A 20,626-nucleotide genomic window follows, 5' to 3' on the forward strand; every position below is an offset into this window, starting at 1 on the left:
GGGGGGGGGCGGGGCGGGGGGGGGGGCGCGGCCGCCCGCCCCGGCCCGCGGCCCCCCCCCCCCCCCCCCCCCCCCCCCCCCCCCCCCCCCCCCGCCGCAGACCGATCCCCGCCCCAGTCGATCCCCGCCCCGGGCCAGCGCACCGCCGCAGGGCCAGTGCACCGCCGCAGGCCAGCGCACCGCCGCAGGGCCAGTGCGCCGCCGCAGGCCAGCGCGCCGCCGCTGGCTAGTGCGCCGCCGACTCCCAGTCCGGGCCCGAGCCGACGGACACGTCCAGCGGGGCCCTGAGGTGGACGGCGTCGGACATCTCGCGGCGGACGAGTTCCTCCGCGGCCGCGCGCTCGCCGGGGGCGATCTCCAGGACGACTTCGTCGTGGACCTGGAGGAGCATGCGGGACGTGAGCCCGCTCTCCCGCAGCGCGTGGTCCACCTTGAGCATGGCGATCTTGACGATGTCGGCCGCGGTGCCCTGGATGGGAGCGTTGAGGGCCATCCGCTCAGCCGCCTCACGGCGCTGGCGGTTGTCGCTGTTGAGGTCGGGGAGGTAGCGGCGCCGCCCGAAGAGCGTGGCCGTGTAGCCCGTCGCCCGGGCTTCGTCGACCGCCCTGCGCAGGTAGTCCCGGACGCCGCCGAAGCGCTCGAAGTAGGCATCCATCAGGGCGCGGGCCTCCCCCGCCTCGATGTTCAGCTGCTGGGACAGCCCGAACGCCGACAGGCCGTAGGCCAGGCCGTACGACATGGCCTTGATCTTGCGGCGCATCTCGGCGTCCACGGCTGCGGGCTCGACGCCGAACACCTGGGAGGCGGCCGTGGTGTGCAGGTCCTCGCCGGAGGTGAACGCCTGGATCAGGCCCTCGTCCTCGGAGAGGTGCGCCATCACCCGCAGCTCGATCTGGCTGTAGTCGGCCGTCATCAGCGACTCGAAGCCCTCGCCGACGACGAAGCCGCGGCGGATGGCCCGGCCCTCGTCCGTGCGGACGGGGATGTTCTGCAGGTTCGGGTCGGTCGACGACAGACGGCCGGTCGCGGCGACCGTCTGGTTGAAGGTGGTGTGGATGCGTCCGTCCGCGGCGATCGACTTGATCAGGCCCTCGACGGTGACGCGCAGCTTCGCCTGCTCGCGGTGGCGGAGCATGATGACCGGCAGTTCGTTGTCCGTCTGGGTCGCGAGCCAGGCCAGGGCGTCGGCGTCGGTCGTGTACCCCGTCTTGGTCTTCTTCGTCTTCGGCAGGCCCAGTTCACCGAAGAGGACTTCCTGGAGCTGCTTGGGCGAGCCCAGGTTGAACTCGTGCCCGGCGGCGGCGTGCGCCTCTTTCACCGCCTGCTGGACGGCGCCCGCGAACATCTGCTCCATGGCCTCCAAATGGGACCGGTCGGCCGCGATGCCGTGCCGCTCCATCCGGGCCAGCAGGGCGGAGGTGGGCAGTTCCATGTCCCCCAGCAGTTCGGCGGCGCCGACCTCCTCCAGACGGCCCCGGAACGCCTCGCCGAGGTCGAGGATCGCGCGGGCCTGCACCATGAGGGCCTCGGCCTCGGCGCCGTCGTCCGCGCCGAAGGCGAGCTGGCCGTCGGCCGCCGCGGGCGGGGCCAGCTCGCGGCCCAGGTACTCCAGGGACAGCGCGTCGAGGTCGAAGGAGCGGCGGCCCGGCTTGACCAGGTAGGCGGCGAGGGCGGTGTCCATGAAGACGCCGCCGACGCTCCAGCCGTGCTCGGCGAGGACGCGCATGGCGCCCTTGGCGTTGTGCAGCACCTTGGGGCGGTCCTCGGCGGCCAGCCAGGCCGTCCACGCGTTCTCGTCGGCCTCGTCCAGCTCGGCCGGGTCGAACCAGGCGGCCGCTCCCCCGCCCGCGGCGAGCGCGACCTCGGCGACCGAGCCGGCGCCCAGCGCCCACGTGTCGACGGTGGCCACGCCGAGGGTCTGTGTGCCGTGCTCGGCGAGCCAGCCGGCCAGCTCGCCCGTGCCCAGCACCGAGCCGTCCACCGCCACACCACCGGTCACCACCGGGGTCGACTCGGCCTCCTCGCCCCCCGGGTCGACGGCGAGGAGCCGCTCGCGCAGCGACGGGTTCCTGATCTCCAGGGTGTCCAGGACCATCGCGACGGCCGTGCGGTCGTAGGGCAGGCGCTCGAGGTCGGGGACGGTCTTCGGCAGCTCGACGGTGCGGACCATCTCCGTCAGGCGGCGGTTGAGCTTGACGGCTTCCAGGTGGTCCCGGAGGTTCTGCCCGGCCTTGCCCTTGACCTCCTCGACCCGCTCGACCAGCTCCGCGAACGAACCGAACTGGTTGATCCACTTCGCGGCCGTCTTCTCACCGACGCCGGGAATGCCCGGGAGGTTGTCGGACGGGTCGCCCCGCAGGGCCGCGAAGTCGGGGTACTGGGCGGGCGTCAGGCCGTACTTCTCGATCACCTTCTCCGGGGTGAAGCGGGTCAGCTCGGAGACGCCCTTCGTCGGGTACAGCACGGTGGTGTGCTCGCTGACCAGCTGGAAGGAGTCCCGGTCACCGGTGACGATCAGCACCTCGAAGCCCTCGGCCTCGGCCTGGGTGGCGAGCGTGGCGATCACGTCGTCCGCCTCGAAGCCGTCGACCGCGAAGCGTGAGACGTGCATCGCGTCGAGCAGTTCGCCGATCAGCTCGACCTGCCCCTTGAACTCGTCCGGGGTCTTCGAACGGTTCGCCTTGTACTCCGTGAACTCCTCGGACCGCCAGGTCTTGCGGGAGACGTCGAAGGCGACCGCGAAATGCGTGGGCGCCTCGTCACGCAGCGTGTTGGCCAGCATCGACGCGAAGCCGTAGATCGCGTTCGTCGGCTGGCCCGTCGCGGTGGTGAAGTTCTCCGCGGGCAGCGCGAAGAACGCGCGGTAGGCCAGCGAGTGCCCGTCCATGAGCATCAGGCGGGGCCGCTCGCCGGAGGTCGTCTCGGTCTTCTTCGATGCTGTTTCTGCCACGCCCCCGATCCTGCCACGCCCCACTGACACTCCCACCCACCCGCACGCCTCCCCCCACACGCCGACCACCCCCCGGCACCGCGCGACCAGGCCCCAGCCCTGCGCCACCACGCCCCGGATGCACGTCAATACGCCCCGGATGTCCGTCACCGTCACCATGCCCCGGAGGTCCGTCACCATGTCCCGGATATCCGTCACCGCGCCCCGGATGTCCGTCACCCGGGAACGGGCGGCACCACCCCAGCCCCGATCAGCCCCTCCAGTCCCTCCAGCCCCACCAGCCCCATGAAGCCGCCCCCTGCACCGCCCCCAGACGCCGGCCCGGAAGCCCCTCCGCCCCTCGCGCAACCAATGCTCCCGCCCCCCGCGCTCCCAGCCGCCCCCGCTGTCGGCACCACGTGCGAGGATCGGGCCCGCAGGTCCCGCAGGCACGGAGGTCATGGACACGAGGCCACGGACGCCCACGTCCGCCGCCCCACCTCCACAGCCCCCCGCCGCACGGACCGCACGCCACGGACACCCAGCATGCCCGCGCCAAGCGAAGGAGAGCCCCGCGATGGCAACGAAGCCGCCCAAGACCGACCCGGTCCAGGACGCGCCGCAGGTCGCCGAGCCGCAGCACGCGGCGGCGGGCCTCCCGGCCATCGGGCACTCCCTGCGGATCGCCCAGCAGCAGATGGGCGTGAAGCGCACCGCGCTGACCCTGCTGCGCGTGAACCAGAAGAACGGCTTCGACTGCCCCGGCTGCGCCTGGCCGGAGCCGGACCACCGGCACGCGGCGGAGTTCTGCGAGAACGGCGCGAAGGCGGTGGCGGAGGAGGCGACGCTGCGCCGCGTCACCCCGGAGTTCTTCGCCGCGCACCCGGTCGCCGACCTCGCCACCCGCAGCGGCTACTGGCTGGGCCAGCAGGGCCGCCTGACGCACCCCATGTACCTCCCCGAGGGGGCGGAACACTACGAGCCGGTCTCCTGGGACCGCGCCTTCGACATCATCGCCGAGGAGACGGCCGCCCTGGCCTCCCCCGACGAGGCGGTCTTCTACACCTCGGGCCGCACGGGCAACGAGGCGGCGTTCCTCTACCAGCTCTTCGCGCGCGAACTCGGCACCAACAACCTGCCGGACTGCTCCAACATGTGCCACGAGTCGTCCGGCTCGGCCCTGGTGGAGACGATCGGCATCGGCAAGGGCAGCGTCCTGCTGGAGGACCTCTACAAGGCCGACCTGATCATCGTCGCCGGCCAGAACCCCGGCACGAACCATCCGCGCATGCTGTCCGCCCTGGAGAAGGCGAAGGCGAACGGCGCGAAGGTCATCAGCGTGAACCCGCTGCCCGAGGCGGGCCTGGAGCGCTTCAAGAACCCGCAGACCCCCAAGGGCCTCACCGCGGGCGCCGCGCTCACCGACCTGTTCCTTCAGATCCGCATCGGCGGCGACCAGGCCCTCTTCCGCCTTCTGAACAAACTGATCCTCGAGACGGACGGCGCGGTCGACCGGGCGTTCGTCGAGGAACACACGCACGGCTTCGAGGAGTTCGCGGAGGCCGCCCGCGCCGCCGACTGGGACGACACGCTCACGGCGACGGGCCTCACGCGCGCGCAGATCGAGGAAGCCCTGCGCATGGTGCTCGCCTCGCGGCGCACCATCGTCTGCTGGGCGATGGGCCTGACCCAGCACAAGCACTCCGTGCCGACCATCCGCGAGGTGGTCAACTTCCTGCTGCTGCGCGGCGACATCGGCCGGCCGGGCGCGGGCGTCTGCCCGGTGCGCGGCCACTCGAACGTGCAGGGCGACCGCACGATGGGCATCTTCGAGCGCCCCGCACCGGCCTTCCTGGACGCCCTGGAGCGGGAGTTCGGCTTCGCGCCGCCGCGCGAGCACGGCTTCGACGTCGTCCGGGCGATCCGCGCCCTGCGCGACGGCGAGGCGAAGGTGTTCTTCGCGATGGGCGGCAACTTCGTCTCCGCCTCTCCCGACACCGACGTCACCGAGGCGGCCATGCGGCGCGCCCGGCTGACGGTGCACGTGTCGACGAAGCTCAACCGCTCGCACGTCGTGACGGGCGCGCGTGCGCTGATCCTGCCGACGCTGGGCCGCACCGAGCGCGACCTCCAGGGCAGCGGCGAACAGTTCGTCACCGTCGAGGACTCCATGGGCATGGTGCACGCCTCCCGCGGCCGCCTGGAGCCGGCGAGCCCGCACCTGCTGTCCGAACCGGCGATCGTATGCCGTCTGGCGCGGCGTGTGCTCGGCGCGGACAGCAAGGTCCCGTGGGAGGAGTTCGAGAAGGACTACGCCACCGTCCGGGACCGCATCGCGCGCGTGATCCCCGGCTTCGAGGACTTCAACGCGCGTGTGGCCCGCCCCGGCGGCTTCGCGCTGCCGCACGCGCCGCGCGACGAGCGCCGTTTCCCGACGGCCACCGGCAAGGCCAACTTCACCGCGGCGCCGGTGGAGTACCCGACGCTCCCCGAGGGCCGCCTGCTGCTCCAGACGCTGCGCTCGCACGACCAGTACAACACCACGATCTACGGCCTCGACGACCGCTACCGGGGCATCAGGAACGGCCGCCGGGTGGTCCTCGTCAACCCCGAGGACGCGCGGGAGCTGAAGCTCGCGGACGGCTCGTACGTCGACCTGGTCGGCGAGTGGAAGGACGGCGTGGAGCGGCGGGCCCCCGGCTTCCGGGTGGTGCACTACCCGACGGCCCGGGGCTGCGCGGCCGCCTACTACCCGGAGACCAACGTCCTGGTGCCGCTGGACGCCACGGCGGACACCAGCAACACCCCGGCCAGCAAGTCCGTCGTCGTACGTCTGGAACAATCGGCGACCGACTGAGCGTTTGCTCAGCCAGTACGGCGGTGGCGGCCGCCCCGCCGTACCGGTCACGACGAACGGAGCAGGACCCCATGGGCGAGCAGCAGCACGTGAAGTTCCCGCAAGCGGTCATCGACGAGTACGCGGCGCTCGGCGTCGACCTCCCCGCCCTCTTCTCCGCCGGCCACCTGGGCACCCGCATGGGCGTGCAGATCGCCGAGGCCTCCGCGGACCGGGTCGTGGGCACGATGCCGGTGGAGGGCAACACCCAGCCCTACGGACTGCTGCACGGCGGCGCCTCCGCCGTCCTCGCCGAGACGCTCGGCTCGGTCGGGTCGATGCTGCACGGCGGCAGCTCCAAGATCGCCGTCGGTGTCGACCTCAACTGCACCCACCACCGCGGGGTCCGCTCCGGCCTGGTCACCGGCGTCGCCACCCCCGTCCACCGGGGCCGCTCCACGGCGACGTACGAGATCGTGATCAGCGACGAGGCGGGGCGCCGGGTGTGCACGGCACGGCTGACGTGCCTGCTGCGCGACGTGAACCCCGGCGACGCACCCACGGGCGCGGCGGGCTGACGCACCGCCGGCCCGCACCCGCACCACCGGCCCGCACCCGCACCGCGCCACCCACGCCGTACGGCCACCCGCCGCCGGCGCCGTACGGCCACCCGCCCCTCCGCAGCCGCCCGCTCCCCCCTCCCCCCGAGCCGCGTTCCGTGCCGCCAGCGTGCTCGGCGGGCGTTGCCCACCGGGAGCGGGCGCACGGGCGTCGAGGCATGCCGGGCGGTCGATCTCCCGGAAGCGGAAGGGCACTCGGGCCACGGAACGCCCCTCCCCTCCCCGCCGCCCCATCCGGCCGCACCCCCCGGGAAACCGCGTCCGCGCGCCGCCGCACACCCGCCGTCGCGCACGTTCCGGACGGCGAACCGTACCGGCATGTCCGGGAAAGCGGAATGTGCCGAAAAAGGCCCGACTCGCTTTCCGTGGCGTAACTCTACGTAATACCGACGCAATACAAGACGACGGCCGGAAACCGCGCGAAGGGTGTGCGCACGCCACTCCCCCGGCCCCCTTCCCACGTCACTCGAGTCGCCTGCGGCAACACCATCACGTCATCACCAAATCGCCGGACACTGCTGAAATCTCAAGCGGGCCATCTGCGGGTTCTCACCATGCGGACAGGGCGAACCAGTCGGAATTCCACGCATCCACCCACCGAGTACCGCTCTGCATTACGTCGTGTCATAACAAGAGAGTCACAGCATGAGCCAGACCCTCCTCCACCTTCCCCGCGCACGCCTAGAGTCACCGCCAGTCACCGCGCCATCGGATTCGAAGTCATTCGGCCCAGCGCTCGACTCGGCGCGTTCCAGGGGGGACCGCCGTGTTAGGGAAAGGACCTGATTCGTGCGTCAACGTTCGATCATCGCCATCACCGCCGCACTCGCGGCGGGATCGCTGACACTCACAGCCTGTGGGTCGCGGGACGACAGCAACAGCAGCAACGGCGACAAGACCACTGTGGTGATCGGCGTCGACGCCCCGCTCACCGGTGACCTCTCGGCCCTCGGCCTCGGCATCCAGAACTCCGCCGACCTCGCCGTCAAGACCGCCAACAAGGAAGAGTACGTCGACGGCATCGAGTTCAAGCTCGAACCCCTCGATGACCAGGCCCAGCCCTCCGTCGGCCAGCAGAACGCCCAGAAGTTCATCAGCGACAAGGACGTCCTCGGCGTCGTCGGCCCCCTGAACTCCAGCGTCTCCCAGCAGATGCAGAAACCGTTCAACGACGCCGGCCTCACCCAGATCTCCCCCGCCAACACCGGCACCGAACTCACCCAGGGCGACGGCTGGAAGACCGGCAACTCCGTCCGCCAGTTCGACACCTTCTTCCGCACCGCCACCACCGACGAGATCCAGGGCGCCTTCGCCGCCGAGTACCTCTACTCGAAGGCCGGCATCAAGAAGGTCTATCTCATCGACGACCAGAAGACCTACGGCGCCGGACTCGCCGCCTCCTTCAAGACCAACTACACCAAACTCGGCGGCCAGATCGTCGGCACCGACCACATCAACCCCGACGACCGCGACTTCAACGCCGTCGTCGCCAAGATCAAGAAGACCGGCGCCCAAGCCCTCTACTACGGCGGCGAATACCCCGCCGCCGCCCCGCTGAGCCAGCAACTCAAGGACAGCGGCCAGAACATCCCCCTCATGGGCGGCGACGGCATCTACTCCGGCGAATTCCCCAAGCTCAACAAGAAGGCCGAAGGCGACCTCGCCACCTCCGTCGGCAAGCCCGTCGAACAACTCCCCTCGGCCAAGGAATTCATCGCCAACTACAAGAACGCCGGCTACAAGGACGCCTACGAGGCCTACGGCGGCCTCACCTACGACGCCACCTGGGCCATCATCGAAGCCGTCAAGCTCGCCGTCGAGGGCAACGACGGCAAACTCCCCTCCGACGGCCGCAAGGCGGTCCTCGACGCCATGTCCAAGGTCAAGTTCGACGGCGTCACCGGCACCATCTCCTTCGACGAGTTCGGCGACACCACCAACACCCTCATGACCGCCTACAAGGTCAAGAGCAACGCCTGGACCCCCGAATACAGCGCCTCCCCCACGGTCGGCTGAGCGAGGCCGGACACCACACACTCACCGACCCACACATTGATCCAGGCCGCGGGGGGGCGCCCCCCCCCCCCCCCCCCCCCCGCCCCCCAAACCCCCACCCCCCCCCCCCCCCCCCCCAAAAACACCCCCCCCGCGGCGGGCCCCCCCCCCCCCCCCCCCCCGCGGCGCCGTATCCGAACCACTCCACGGAGGCCCTGCGGTGCACGAACTGCCGCAACAGCTGGCCAATGGACTCATCCTCGGCGCGATGTACGGTCTCATCGCGATCGGCTACACGATGGTCTACGGCATCGTTCAGCTCATCAACTTCGCCCACGGCGAGATCTTCATGGTCGGGGGCTTCGGCGCCCTCACCGTCTGGCTCGTCCTCCCCGACGGCTTCGCCCTCGGCGCCGCGGTACCCCTCATGATCCTCGGCGGCATCCTCGTCTCCGTCGCCGTCGCCACCGCCGCCGAACGCTTCGCCTACCGGCCCCTGCGCACCGCGCCCCGCCTGGCCCCCCTCATCACCGCCATCGGCCTGTCCATCGTCCTCCAGCAGGTCGTCTGGATGTGGTACCCCGACGCCAAGAAGGACCACCCCTTCCCCCAGTTCGACGGCGGCCCCATCGACGTCCTCGGCGCCCACATCCAACGCGGCGACCTCTTCGTCCTCATCGCCGCCCCCCTCTGCATGACCGCCCTCGGCCTCTTCGTCACCAAGACCCGCTCCGGACGCGGCATGCAGGCCACCGCCCAGGACCCCGACACCGCCAAACTCATGGGCATCAACACCGACCGCATCATCGTCATGGCCTTCGCCATCGGCGCCGCCTTCGCCGCCGTCGCCGCCGTCGCCTACGGCCTCAAGAACGGCCAGGTCGGCTTCCGCATGGGCTTCCTCATGGGCCTCAAAGCCTTCACCGCGGCCGTCCTCGGCGGCATCGGCAACATCTACGGCGCCATGCTCGGCGGCATCGTCCTCGGCGTCGCCGAATCCCTCGCCACCGGCTACATCGGCGACATCCCCGGCATGGACCTCTTCGGCGGCGGCGCCTGGAAGGACGTATGGGCCTTCAGCCTGCTCATCCTCGTCCTCCTCCTCCGACCCCAAGGCCTCCTCGGCGAACGCGTCGCGGATCGGGCGTGATACCCATGACGACCAACATCCCCACCCAGAAGACCACCGGCACCACCACCCCGCCCACCACCGAGGCGACCCCCCTCATCCCCCTCCCGCCGACCGCGGCCCGCGCCCTCACCCTGGCCGGCTCCGCCGTCGCCCTCGCCGGCACCTTCCTCGCCTGGACCTGGACCGAGGAGTTCCCCGGCAACCTCACCGTCACCGGCTACCCCGGCGGCCTCCAGGTCCTCACCCTCACCGGCGCCCTCCTCACCCTCCTCTTCACCCTCGCCGGATGGGGACCCACCGGCATCAAGGGCCTGCGCTGGCTCACCCCCGGCGGCACCAACAGCCCCGTCCGCCTCCTCGCCCTCGGTGTCCTCGGCACCACCGGCTACGCCATGGGCGCCATCAGCCAGGAACTCGGCGGCCTCGTCAACCTCGAACCCGGCGCCTGGGTCTCCGGCATCGGCGCCCTCATCGCCGTCACGGGCGCCCTCGGCCTCCCCGCCGACCAGCCCCACGACGCCTCCGACACCCGGCCCACCCCGTGGGCCCGCCTCCGGCACTCCCTCACCGCCCCCGAGCCCGGCCGCGCGAAGCCGCTCCCCGCCTGGACGGAGATCCTCGTCATCGCCGCGGGTTTCGGCACCGGCCTCTACGTCTTCGCCTACGGCATCGGCACCGAGTACTCCGAACTGTTCATCGGCTTCCTCATCACCACCGCCTTCGCCTTCACCGCGCTCAACCGCGCCGGCCTCCTCAAACGGCTCTCCGCACTCACCGCCAAACACCGCAACGTCACCCTCACCGCAGCCTTCGTCGCCGCGATCTGCTTCCCCTTCACCCAGACCAACGACCAGTTCGCCCTCATCGGCGCCAACATCCTCATCTTCGCCACGGTCGCCCTGGGCCTCAACGTCGTCGTCGGCCTCGCCGGCCTCCTCGACCTCGGCTACGTCGCCTTCCTCGGCGTCGGCGCCTACGCGGCCGCCCTCGTCTCCGGCTCCCCCCAGTCGACCATCGGCGTCCACTTCCCCTTCTGGGCCGCCGTCCTCACCGGCGCCCTCGCCTCCCTCGTCTTCGGCGTGGTGATCGGCGCCCCCACCCTCCGACTGCGCGGCGACTACCTCGCCATCGTCACCCTCGGCTTCGGTGAGATCTTCCGCATCACCATGAACAACCTGAACGGCAACAGCGGACCCGACGTCACCAACGGCTCCAACGGCATCCCCAACATCCCCGACCTGGAAATCCTCGGATTCAACCTGGGCCTGCCCCACGACGTCCTCGGCCACGAACTGACCCGCTCCGGCAACTACTACCTGCTGATGCTGCTGTTCACCGCCATCGTCGTGCTGGTCTTCCGCCGCTCCGCCGAATCCCGCATCGGCCGCGCCTGGGTCGCCATCCGCGAGGACGAGACCGCCGCCACCGCCATGGGCATCAACAGCTTCCGCCTCAAGCTCCTCGCCTTCGCCCTCGGCGCCTCCCTCGCCGGCCTCGCCGGCACCGTCCAGGCACACGTCTCCTACAGCGTCACCCCCGAGCAGTACCAGTTCGCCGGCTCGGTCCCGCCGAACTCGGCCTTCCTGCTCGCCGCCGTCATCCTCGGCGGCATGGGCACCATCAGCGGACCGCTGATCGGCGCCGCCCTGCTCTACCTCATCCCGGCCAAGCTCCAGTTCATGGCCGAATACCAGCTGCTCCTCTTCGGCATCGCGCTGATGCTCCTGATGCGCTTCCGCCCCGAAGGCCTGGTCGCCGACCGCAGGAAACAGCTCGAATTCCACGAGACCGGACAACTCGACGTACCGGAGGACACGTCGCTGCCCGAGAGCGCGACCGGCGTCACCAAGGCAGGGGCGTGACCGCCATGACCACCACCACGACCGCACCCACCAGCACCACGGTCCTCGACGCCGGCGGCGTCACCATGCGCTTCGGCGGCCTCACCGCCGTCCGCGGCGTCGACCTCACCGTCAACACCGGCGAGATCGTCGGACTCATCGGCCCCAACGGCGCCGGCAAGACGACCTTCTTCAACTGCCTCACCGGCCTGTACGTACCGACCGAGGGCACCGTCTCCTACAAGGGCACCGTCCTGCCCCCCAAGCCCCACCTGGTCACCCAGGCCGGCATCGCCCGCACCTTCCAGAACATCCGCCTCTTCGCCAACATGACCGTTCTGGAGAACGTCCTGGTCGGACGGCACACCCGGACCAGGGAAGGCCTGTGGTCCGCGCTGCTGAGACTGCCCGGCTTCCGGAAGGCCGAACAGGAATCCCGCGAACGCGCCATGGAACTCCTGGAGTTCACCGGCCTCGCCGCCAAGGCCGACCACCTCGCCCGCAACCTCCCCTACGGCGAGCAGCGCAAGCTGGAGATCGCCCGCGCCCTGGCCAGCGAACCCGGACTGCTCCTCCTCGACGAGCCGACCGCCGGCATGAACCCGCAGGAGACCCGCGCCGCCGAGGAACTCATCTTCGCGATCCGCGACAAGGGCATCGCCGTCCTCGTCATCGAGCACGACATCCGGTTCATCATGAACCTCTGCGACCGCGTCGCCGTGCTCGTCCAGGGCGAGAAGATCGTCGAAGGCCCCGCCGAGGTCGTCCAGGCCGACGAACGCGTCATCGCCGCCTACCTCGGCACCCCCTTCGAGGGCGCACCCGGCACGGAGGAAGCCGCCGAGGTCGAGGCGGCCGAGGCGCACAGCACCACAGAAGGGGACGACAAGTGACCGCACTGCTGGAGGTCGAGAACCTCAGGGTCGCCTACGGCAAGATCGAAGCCGTCAAGGGCATCTCGTTCAGCGTGAACGCCGGCGAGGTCGTCACCCTCATCGGCACCAACGGCGCCGGCAAGACCACGACCCTGCGGACACTGTCCGGACTGCTCCAGCCGGTCTCCGGCGAGATCAGGTTCGACGGCACGTCGCTGAAGAAGATCCCCGCGCACAAGGTCGTCTCCCTGGGCCTCGCCCACTCCCCCGAGGGCCGGCACATCTTCCCCCGGATGACCATCGAGGACAACCTCCGCCTCGGCGCCTACCTGCGCACCGACAAAGAGGGCATCGAGAAGGACATCCAACGCGCCTACGACCTCTTCCCCATCCTCGGAGAGCGCCACAGGCAAGCCGCGGGCACCCTCTCCGGCGGCGAACAGCAGATGCTCGCCATGGGACGGGCGCTGATGTCCCGGCCGAAGCTGCTGATGCTCGACGAACCCTCCATGGGCCTCTCACCGATCATGATGCAGAAGATCATGGCGACCATCCAGGAACTGAAGTCCCAGGGCACCACCATCCTGCTCATCGAACAGAACGCCCAAGCCGCCCTCTCCCTCGCCGACCACGGCCACGTCATGGAAGTCGGCAAGATCGTCCTCTCCGGCACCGGACAGGACCTCCTCCACGACGAATCCGTCCGCAAGGCCTACCTCGGCGAAGACTGACCCGCCCCCCGCACCGGCACGACGAGGCCCGCGCCCCCCGGAGAGGGGCGCGGGCCTCGTCACAGTCCTGGCGGACGCCTCGCTCAGCCCTTGGACGCCTTCTTCTCCTCCGCGTCCTGGATGACCGCCTCCGCCACCTGCTGCATCGACATCCGCCGATCCATCGACGTCTTCTGGATCCACCGGAACGCAGCCGGCTCCGACAGCCCGTACTCCGTCTGAAGGACCGACTTCGCCCGGTCCACCAGCTTCCGCGTCTCCAGCCGCTGGGTGAGGTCCGCGACCTCCTTCTCCAGCTCCTTCAGCTCCGTGAACCGCGAGACGGCCATCTCGATCGCCGGAACCACGTCGCTCTTGCTGAACGGCTTCACCAGGTACGCCATCGCACCCGCGTCCCGCGCCCGCTCCACCAGGTCACGCTGCGAGAACGCGGTCAGCATCAGCACCGGCGCGATCCGCTCCTCCGCGATCTTCTCCGCCGCGGAGATACCGTCCATCTTCGGCATCTTCACGTCCAGGATGACCAGATCCGGCTGGTGCTCACGGGCGAGCTCGACCGCCTGCTCGCCGTCACCGGCCTCACCGACGACGCTGTAGCCCTCCTCCTCCAGCATCTCTTTGAGGTCGAGCCGGATCAGGGCCTCGTCCTCGGCGATGACGACACGGGTCGTCAGCGGAGGCACGTGCGACTTGTCGTCGTCGGGCGCGTCTACGGGCTGGGGCGACTCGGGGGCGGTCACGGGGGCTCCTTGTCAGGGCAGGGGTACTGCTGACAAGAGCCTACCCAGCTACGGTAAGGTGGGGGCACGGCGGGTGGCCGTTGACCTTTCTTTCAAAGGGAGCCCCGGTAGCCCAGCGGTAGAGGCAATGGTCTCAAACACCATACAGCGTCGGTTCGAATCCGACCCGGGGTACTTTTCCTTGGATTCCAAGGAATTGACCGAAAAGCGGATGTTCCCGTTCTCGTGAACATCCGCTTTTTGCTGCGCGTCGCCACGATCACCCACGCACAGTGATCGCACCTCGGCCTACGCCCACCCGGCCCCGTCCCCTACGCGTCGTCCTCCCCGATGTGGTGGACGCGGACCAGGTTCGTCGAGCCGGAGACTCCGGGGGGTGAGCCAGCGGTGATGACCACCACGTCGCCCTTGCGGCACCGTCCGTACCTCAGCAGGAGCTCGTCCACCTGGTCGACCATGGCGTCGGTGGAGTCGGCGTGGGGGCCCAGGAAGGTCTCCACGCCCCAGGTGGCGCTGAGTTCGGAGCGGGTCGCGGGTTCCGGGGTGAAGGCGAGGAGGGGGATGGGTGAGCGGTAGCGGGAGAGGCGGCGGGCGGTGTCGCCCGACTGGGTGAAGGCGACGAGGAACCGGGCGCCGAGGAAGTCGCCGATCTCGGCCGCGGCGCGGGCGACGGCGCCGCCCTGGGTGCGGGGTTTGTTGTGTTCGGTGAGCGGCGGGAGGCCCTTGGCGAGGATGTCCTCCTCGGCGGCTTCGACGATCTTGGCCATGGTGCGGACGGTCTGGACGGCGTACTTGCCGACGCTGGTCTCGCCGGAGAGCATCACCGCGTCGGTGCCGTCGATGACGGCGTTGGCGACGTCGCTGGCCTCGGCGCGGGTGGGGCGGGAGTTCTCGATCATGGAGTCGAGCATCTGGGTGGCGACGATGACGGGTTTGGCGTTGCGCCGGGCGAGTTTGATGGCTCGTTTCTGGACGATGGGGACTTGTTCGAGGGGCATTTCGACGCCGAGGTCGCCGCGGGCGACCATGATGCCGTCGAAGGCGGCGACGATGTCGTCGATGTTCTCGACCGCCTGCGGTTTTTCGACTTTGGCGATGACGGGGAGGCGGCGGCCCTCTTCGTCCATGATGCGGTGGACGTCGACGATGTCCTTGCCGCTCCTGACGAAGGAGAGGGCGACGACGTCGAAGCCGGTGCGCAGGGCCCAGCGGAGGTCGTCCTCGTCCTTCTTGGAGAGGGCGGGGACGGATACGGCCACTCCGGGGAGGTTGAGTCCCTTGTGGTCGGAGATGACGCCGCCTTCGATGACGCGGGTGTGGACGCGGGGGCCGTCGACGGCGGTGACTTCGAGGCCGACTCTGCCGTCGTCGACGAGGATGCGTTCGCCCGGGGTGACGTCGGCGGCGAGGCCGGCGTGGGTGGTGCCGCAGGTGTGGCGGTCGCCCTGGACGCCTTCTTCGACGGTGATGGTGAAGGTGTCCCCGCGTTCGAGGAGCACGGGTCCTTCGGTGAAGCGGCCGAGGCGGATCTTGGGGCCCTGGAGGTCGGCGAGCAGGCCGACGCTGCGGCCGGTTTCGTCGGAGGCCTTGCGGACGTGCCGGTAGCGCTCCTCGTGTTCGGCGTGGGTGCCGTGGCTGAGGTTGAAGCGGGCGACGTCCATTCCGGCTTCGACCAGGGCCTTTATCTGATCGTAGCGGTGGGTGGCGGGGCCCAGTGTGCAGACGATTTTCGCTCGGCGCATGGGTCGAGCGTAGGGCTTACCGCCGGGTAGGGAATTGGTGGGGTGTGTCCGCTCAACGTCCTTTGGGTGAAGGATTGTTGACGGATGGTGCATTGTGCGGCCGAGTGCTCCGATGAGCACGCCGGGGGGCTTTTCGGTGCGGCTGTTGGGGTGAATTCGCGGGTGGGGTGGGCTCCGGTCGGAGCGGGGTGGCCATACGTCCGGCTCTGGTGATGGTTCCCCTGGTTTGGCCTGCTTCGGGGAGTGGGTGGCTCACAGGTGGGGTCACCAGATCGAAACCTGCGGGGTCTGTTGTCGTTCGTCGTGGGCGGGTCAGAATCTACGCGCGTTTGTCTACGCGCGTCATTGACCGTTCCTCGAGGAGCACAGCATGCCGTTGAACCGTCGTACGTTCCTTCAGAAGTCCGCCGCGACCGGGGCGGGGGTGGCGGTCGCGGGGGCGGCCGCGGCTCCGGCGGCCCAAGCGGCGGAGTCCGGTGGGCAGGGGAGGTCGGGGAAGTCGGCGAAGCGGTACTCGCTGACGGTGATGGGGACGACGGATCTGCACGGGCACGTCTTCAACTGGGACTACTTCAAGGACGCGGAGTACACGGACGCGCAGGGCAACGCGCAGGGTCTGGCGCGTGTCTCGACGCTGGTGAACCAGATCCGCGAGGAGAGGGGCCGGGAGAACACGCTGCTGCTGGACGCAGGGGACACGATCCAGGGGACGCCGCTGACGTACTACTACGCGAAGGTGGATCCGATCACCGCGAAGGGTGGTCCGGTGCATCCGATGGCGCAGGCGATGAACGCGATCGGGTATGACGCGGTGGCGCTGGGCAATCACGAGTTCAATTACGGGATCGAGACGCTCCGGAAGTTCGAGGAGCAGTGCGATTTCCCGTTGCTGGGCGCGAACGCGCTGGACGCCAAGACGCTGAAGCCGGCGTTTCCTCCGTACTTCATCAAGAAGTTCGCGGTGAAGGGTGCTCCGCCGGTGAAGGTGGCGGTGCTGGGGCTGACGAATCCGGGGATCGCGATCTGGGACAAGGCGTATGTGCAGGGGAAGCTGACGTTCCCGGGCCTGGAGGAGCAGGCGGCGAAGTGGGTGCCGAAGCTGCGGTCGATGGGTGCGGACGTGGTGGTGGTGTCGGCGCATTCGGGTGCGTCGGGTACGTCGTCGTACGGTGACCAGTTGCCGTACGTGGAGAATTCGGCGGCGTTGATGGCGCAGCAGGTGCCGGGGATCGACGCGGTTCTCGTGGGTCACGCGCATGTGGAGATCGCGGAGCTGAAGGTCACCAACGAGCGGACGGGGAAGACGGTGGTGCTGTCGGAGCCGTTGGCGTATGCGGAGCGGTTGTCGTTGTTCGACATCGAGCTGGTGTTCGCGAAGGGGCGTTGGACGGTCGAGTCGGTGGCGGCGTCGGTGCGGAACGCGAACACGGTGGCGGACGACCCGAGGATCACCAGGCTGTTGTCGGACGAGCACGCGCAGGTCGTGGCGTACGTCAATCAGGTGGTCGGTTCGGCGACGGAGACGTTGACGACGGTGGAGGCGCGGTACAAGGACGCCCCGATCATCGACCTGATCACGAAGGTGCAGGAGGACGTGGTGAAGGCGGCGCTGGTGGGGACGTCGTACGCGTCGCTGCCGGTGATCGCGCAGGCGTCGCCGTTCTCGCGGACGTCCGAGATCCCCGCGGGTGAGGTGACGATCCGGGATCTGTCGAGTCTGTACGTGTACGACAACACGTTGGTGGCGAAGGTGATGACGGGTGCGCAGGTGCGGGCGTACCTGGAGTACTCGGCGGAGTATTTCGTGCAGACGGCGGCGGACGCGGTGGTCGACGTGGAGAAGCTGACGAACGCGAACAGCCGTCCGGACTACAACTACGACTATGTGTCGGGGCTGGCGTACGAGATCGACATCGCGCAGGCGCCGGGGTCGCGGATCAAGAACCTGACGTACGGGGGTGCGGCTCTGGACGATGCCCAGGAGTTCGTGCTCGCGGTGAACAACTACCGGGCGAACGGCGGTGGCGCGTTCCCGCACGTGGCGTCCGCGACCGAGGTGTGGGCGGAGTCGACGGAGATCCGGACGCGGATCGCGGAGTGGGTGACGGCGAAGGGGGTGCTGGATCCGGCGGATTTCGCGTCGGTGGACTGGAAGCTGACGCGGAACGGGACGCCGGTGTTCTAGTGGGCGTGTCGGGGTGAGGTGGTGGTCTCAGGTCCCGTCCCGTAGGGGGGTCAGGGTTTCCGGCCGGCGTGCGGGCGGGATCTGGGGCTGTCGTGGTGCGAGGCCGAAGGTGGTGAAGGCGGTGCGTGGGGGCAGGGGGTAGAGCTCCTTGCCGGTGAGGGTGTTGAGGATGGTGGCGCTGCGCCAGGCGGCGAGGCCGAGGTCGGGGGCGCCGACGCCGTGGGTGTGGCGTTCGGCGTTCTGGACGTGGAGGGTGCTGCCGGTGGCGGCGATGGCGGGGTCGAGGACGAGGCGGAAGTGTTCGTCGATGCGGGGGCGTTCGCTGTTGTCGCGGCGGAGGTAGGGGTCGAGGCCGGCGAGGAGGCGGTCGAGGGAGCGTTCGCGGTGGCCGGTGGCGAGGACGACGGCGTCGGTGGTGAGGCGGCTGCGGGTGTTCTGGTGGATGTGTTCGAGGTGGAGTTCGATCTTGGTGGTGGCGATGCGGCCGGCGGTGCGGACGCGGACTCCGGGGGTGAGGACGGTGTCGGGCCAGGCGCCGTGGAGGGTGCGCCGGTAGAGCTCGTCGTGGATGGCGGCGAGGGTGGTGGCGTCGATGCCCTTGTGGAGTTGCCATTGGCTGTCGACGAGGCGGTCGCGGACGGTTTCGGGGAGGGCGTGGAAGTAGCGGGTGTAGTCGGGGGTGAAGTGTTCGAGGCCGAGTCTGGAGTACTCCATGGGGGCGAACGCGGCGGTGCGGCCGATCCAGTGGAGTCGTTCGCGGCCGGTGGGGCGGTGGCGGAGGAGGTCGAGGAAGATCTCGGCGCCGGACTGTCCTGAGCCGACGACGGTGACGTGGTCGGCGGCGAGGAGGGTGGTGCGGTGGCGGAGGTAGTCGGAGGCGTGGAGGACGGGGACGTGGGGGTCGTCGGTGAGGGGGCGCAGGGGGTCGGGGACGTGGGGTTCGGTGCCGATGCCGAGGACGACGTTCTTGGTGTGGGTGCGGCCGTGGGCTCGGGCTTCTCCGTCGGGGGCGAGGTGGGTGTGGTCGATTTCGAAGAGGTCGCGGTCGGGGTTCCAGTGGACGGCGTCGACCCGGTGGTGGAAGCGGAGTGCGGGGAGGTGGTCGGCGACCCAGCGGCAGTAGGCGTCGTATTCGGCGCGGGGGGTGTGGAAGCGCTCGGCGAAGTAGAAGGGGTAGAGGCGGTGGTGGGCTCTGAGGTAGTTGAGGAAGGTCCAGGGGCTGGTGGGGTCGGCGAGGGTGACGAGGTCGGCGAGGAAGGGGACCTGGGTGCGGGCGCCGTCGATGAGGAGGCCGGGGTGCCAGGTGAAGGCGGGGCGTTGGTCGTAGAAGACGGTGTCGAGTGTGGTGAGGGGGTGGGCGAGGGCGGCGAGGGAGAGGTTGCAGGGGCCGATGCCGATGCCGACGAGGTCGCGGGGGGTGTCGGTGGGGTGGTGGGGGACGGTGTTCACGCGGGGGTGGGTCCTTCGCTCGCGAGGGTGAGGAGGGTGGTGAGGTCGCGGGGGTGGGTGTGGGGGTTGAGGAGGGTGGTCTTGAGCCAGAGGCGGCCGTCGAGGTGGGCGCGGCCGAGGACGGCGTGGCCTGCGGTGAGGAGCCGTCGGCGGAGCGCGGCGACGGTGTCGTCGGTGGCGCCGGTGGGCCGGAAGAGGACGGTGGTGAGGGTGGGGCGGTCGTAGAGGTCGAGGGCGGGGTGGTCGTGGATGAGGTCGGCGAGGGTCTGGGCGTGGGCGCAGACCTGGTCGACGAGGGCGGCGAGGCCGGTGCGGCCGAGGGTTTTGAGGGTGACGGCGATCTTGAGGATGTCGGGCCGGCGGGTGGTGCGGGGGGAGCGGGCGAGGAGGTCGGGGAGGCCCGCGTGGGTGTCGTCGTCGGCGTTGAGGTAGTCGGTGGCGTGGTGGAGGGCGGTGAGGTCGGTGGGGTCGCGGACGGCGAGGAGGCCGGCGGCGGCGGGTTGCCAGCCGAGTTTGTGCAGGTCGAGGGTGACGGTGTGGGCGGTGTCGAGGCCGGTGAGGCGGTGGCGGTGGCGGTCGCTGAAGAGGAGGGGTCCGCCGTAGGCGGCGTCGATGTGGAGGCGGGCGCGGTGGGTGCCGGCGAGGCCGGCGATGTCGGGGAGGGGGTCGATGAGGCCGGCGTCGGTGGTGCCGGCGGTGGCGGCGACGAGGACGGGGCCGGTGAGGTCGGTGAGGGCGTGGTGGAGGGCGGTGGGGTCGAGGGTGCCGGTGGGGGTGGGGAGGGCGAGGGGGTCGGGGAGGCCGAGGAGCCAGGCGGCGCGGGGCAGGGAGTGGTGGGCGTTGGCGCCGTGGACGAGGCGGAGGCGGGGGCCGTGGCGTTCGCGGGCGAGGAGGAGGGCGAGCTGGTTGGATTCGGTGCCGCCGGTGGTGACGAGGGCGTCGGTGAGGCCGGCTTCCCGGGCGAGGGCGCGGGTGACCCGGGCTTCGAGTGCGGAGGCGGCGGGGGCTTGGTCCCAGGAGTCGAGGGAGGGGTTGAGGGCGGAGGCGGCGAGGTCGGCGGCGGTGGCGACGGCGAGGGGCGGGCAGTGCAGGTGGGCCGCGCACAGCGGGTGGGCGGGGTCGGCGGCGCCTTCGGCGAGGGCGTGGACGAGGTCACGCAGGGCGTGGGGGTCGCCTTCGGCGGGCAGGACGTCGCCGAGGGCGTGGTCGATGCGTGCGGCGACCGCGGTGGGGCCGCCGGCGGGCAGGGGGCCGCCGCGGGCTCGGGTGCCGGTGCGCAGGGCGTCGAGGACCGTGTCGAGCAGGGGCCGCAGGTCGCCGGTGGGGCCTTGGGGGCCCGAGGCGAGGGGCGGAAGGCTCATGGGGCTCCTCCGGGGGCGGGGAGTCCCAGTGTGTCGCCGGGCACGGTGAAACGCGGTGTGGGCTGCGGGAATTGGACCCGAAAGTGGGAGCGTGGGGGGTGGTGGTGCGGGTGGTGCCGGGTGGTGCCGGGGCTGGCGTGGGGGGTGCACGCGCTGGGGTGCGGGCGGGGTGGCGCCGGGGTCGTGACGA

Annotated in this window: 13 protein-coding genes and 1 tRNA gene; 9 read left to right on the top strand and 5 right to left on the bottom strand. The window is 70.3% G+C overall.

Features of this window, described 5'->3' with window-relative positions; all coding sequences use genetic code 11:
* Positions 1-226: 226 nt before the first annotated feature.
* Entirely contained in the window at positions 227-2,950 is a 2,724-nt protein-coding gene (gene polA / locus ACFYWQ_RS00320; protein WP_389511509.1) for a DNA polymerase I, read from the bottom strand.
* Between the two features lie 556 nt (positions 2,951-3,506).
* On the opposite strand from polA, the gene ACFYWQ_RS00325 reads away from it, so the two are divergent.
* From ACFYWQ_RS00325 to ACFYWQ_RS00355, 7 genes are all read left to right on the top strand, one after another.
* Positions 3,507-5,786, top strand: a complete 2,280-nt coding sequence (locus tag ACFYWQ_RS00325; protein WP_389511510.1) for an FdhF/YdeP family oxidoreductase — start codon at positions 3,507-3,509, stop codon at positions 5,784-5,786.
* Positions 5,787-5,857: 71 nt separating this feature from the next.
* Positions 5,858-6,343, top strand: a complete 486-nt coding sequence (locus tag ACFYWQ_RS00330) for a hotdog fold thioesterase (RefSeq protein ID WP_389511511.1) — start codon at positions 5,858-5,860, stop codon at positions 6,341-6,343.
* Positions 6,344-7,174: 831 nt separating this feature from the next.
* Positions 7,175-8,401 (top strand): branched-chain amino acid ABC transporter substrate-binding protein, encoded by a 1,227-nt coding sequence (locus ACFYWQ_RS00335; RefSeq protein WP_389511512.1) that lies wholly within the window; start codon positions 7,175-7,177, stop codon positions 8,399-8,401.
* 199 nt (positions 8,402-8,600) lie between these two features.
* On the top strand, positions 8,601-9,530 hold the full coding sequence (locus ACFYWQ_RS00340) for a branched-chain amino acid ABC transporter permease (RefSeq protein ID WP_389511513.1): 930 nt from the start codon (positions 8,601-8,603) through the stop codon (positions 9,528-9,530).
* A gap of 5 nt (positions 9,531-9,535) precedes the next feature.
* On the top strand, positions 9,536-11,374 hold the full coding sequence (locus ACFYWQ_RS00345) for a branched-chain amino acid ABC transporter permease (RefSeq protein ID WP_389511514.1): 1,839 nt from the start codon (positions 9,536-9,538) through the stop codon (positions 11,372-11,374).
* Positions 11,375-11,379: 5 nt separating this feature from the next.
* Positions 11,380-12,246, top strand: coding sequence for an ABC transporter ATP-binding protein (locus ACFYWQ_RS00350; protein WP_389511515.1), 867 nt, complete (start codon positions 11,380-11,382; stop codon positions 12,244-12,246).
* Positions 12,243-12,959, top strand: a complete 717-nt coding sequence (locus ACFYWQ_RS00355; protein ID WP_389511516.1) for an ABC transporter ATP-binding protein — start codon at positions 12,243-12,245, stop codon at positions 12,957-12,959. Before ACFYWQ_RS00350 ends, ACFYWQ_RS00355 begins: the two co-directional genes overlap by 4 nt.
* Before the next feature lie 83 nt (positions 12,960-13,042).
* Here ACFYWQ_RS00355 and ACFYWQ_RS00360 read toward each other — a convergent pair whose 3' ends face one another.
* On the bottom strand, positions 13,043-13,699 hold the full coding sequence (locus ACFYWQ_RS00360) for an ANTAR domain-containing response regulator (protein WP_389511517.1): 657 nt from the start codon (positions 13,697-13,699) through the stop codon (positions 13,043-13,045).
* A 101-nt stretch (positions 13,700-13,800) separates the two neighbouring features.
* Between ACFYWQ_RS00360 and ACFYWQ_RS00365 the strand changes: the two genes are divergently transcribed.
* A tRNA-Leu gene (locus ACFYWQ_RS00365) sits at positions 13,801-13,873 on the top strand.
* A gap of 137 nt (positions 13,874-14,010) precedes the next feature.
* Here the strand turns inward: ACFYWQ_RS00365 and pyk are convergent.
* Positions 14,011-15,441, bottom strand: coding sequence for a pyruvate kinase (gene pyk / locus ACFYWQ_RS00370; RefSeq protein ID WP_389511518.1), 1,431 nt, complete (start codon positions 15,439-15,441; stop codon positions 14,011-14,013).
* 370 nt (positions 15,442-15,811) lie between these two features.
* On the opposite strand from pyk, the gene ACFYWQ_RS00375 reads away from it, so the two are divergent.
* Complete coding sequence (locus ACFYWQ_RS00375; protein ID WP_389511519.1) at positions 15,812-17,626, top strand: bifunctional metallophosphatase/5'-nucleotidase; 1,815 nt, start codon at positions 15,812-15,814, stop codon at positions 17,624-17,626.
* 27 nt (positions 17,627-17,653) lie between these two features.
* On the opposite strand, the gene ACFYWQ_RS00380 is transcribed toward ACFYWQ_RS00375, so the two are convergent.
* Both ACFYWQ_RS00380 and ACFYWQ_RS00385 read right to left on the bottom strand, forming a co-directional pair.
* Positions 17,654-19,075 carry a lysine N(6)-hydroxylase/L-ornithine N(5)-oxygenase family protein gene (locus ACFYWQ_RS00380; protein WP_389511520.1) on the bottom strand — a complete coding sequence of 474 codons (1,422 nt, stop codon included), beginning with the start codon at positions 19,073-19,075 and terminating at the stop codon, positions 17,654-17,656.
* A complete protein-coding gene (locus ACFYWQ_RS00385) occupies positions 19,072-20,436 on the bottom strand; it encodes a pyridoxal phosphate-dependent decarboxylase family protein (RefSeq protein ID WP_389511521.1) in 1,365 nt (454 codons plus the stop codon). The genes ACFYWQ_RS00380 and ACFYWQ_RS00385 overlap by 4 nt, the downstream gene beginning before the upstream one ends.
* Positions 20,437-20,626: the final 190 nt, after the last annotated feature.

Origin of the sequence: Streptomyces sp. NPDC003247 (assembly GCF_042888135.1) — a bacterium.
Classification (GTDB): domain Bacteria; phylum Actinomycetota; class Actinomycetes; order Streptomycetales; family Streptomycetaceae; genus Streptomyces.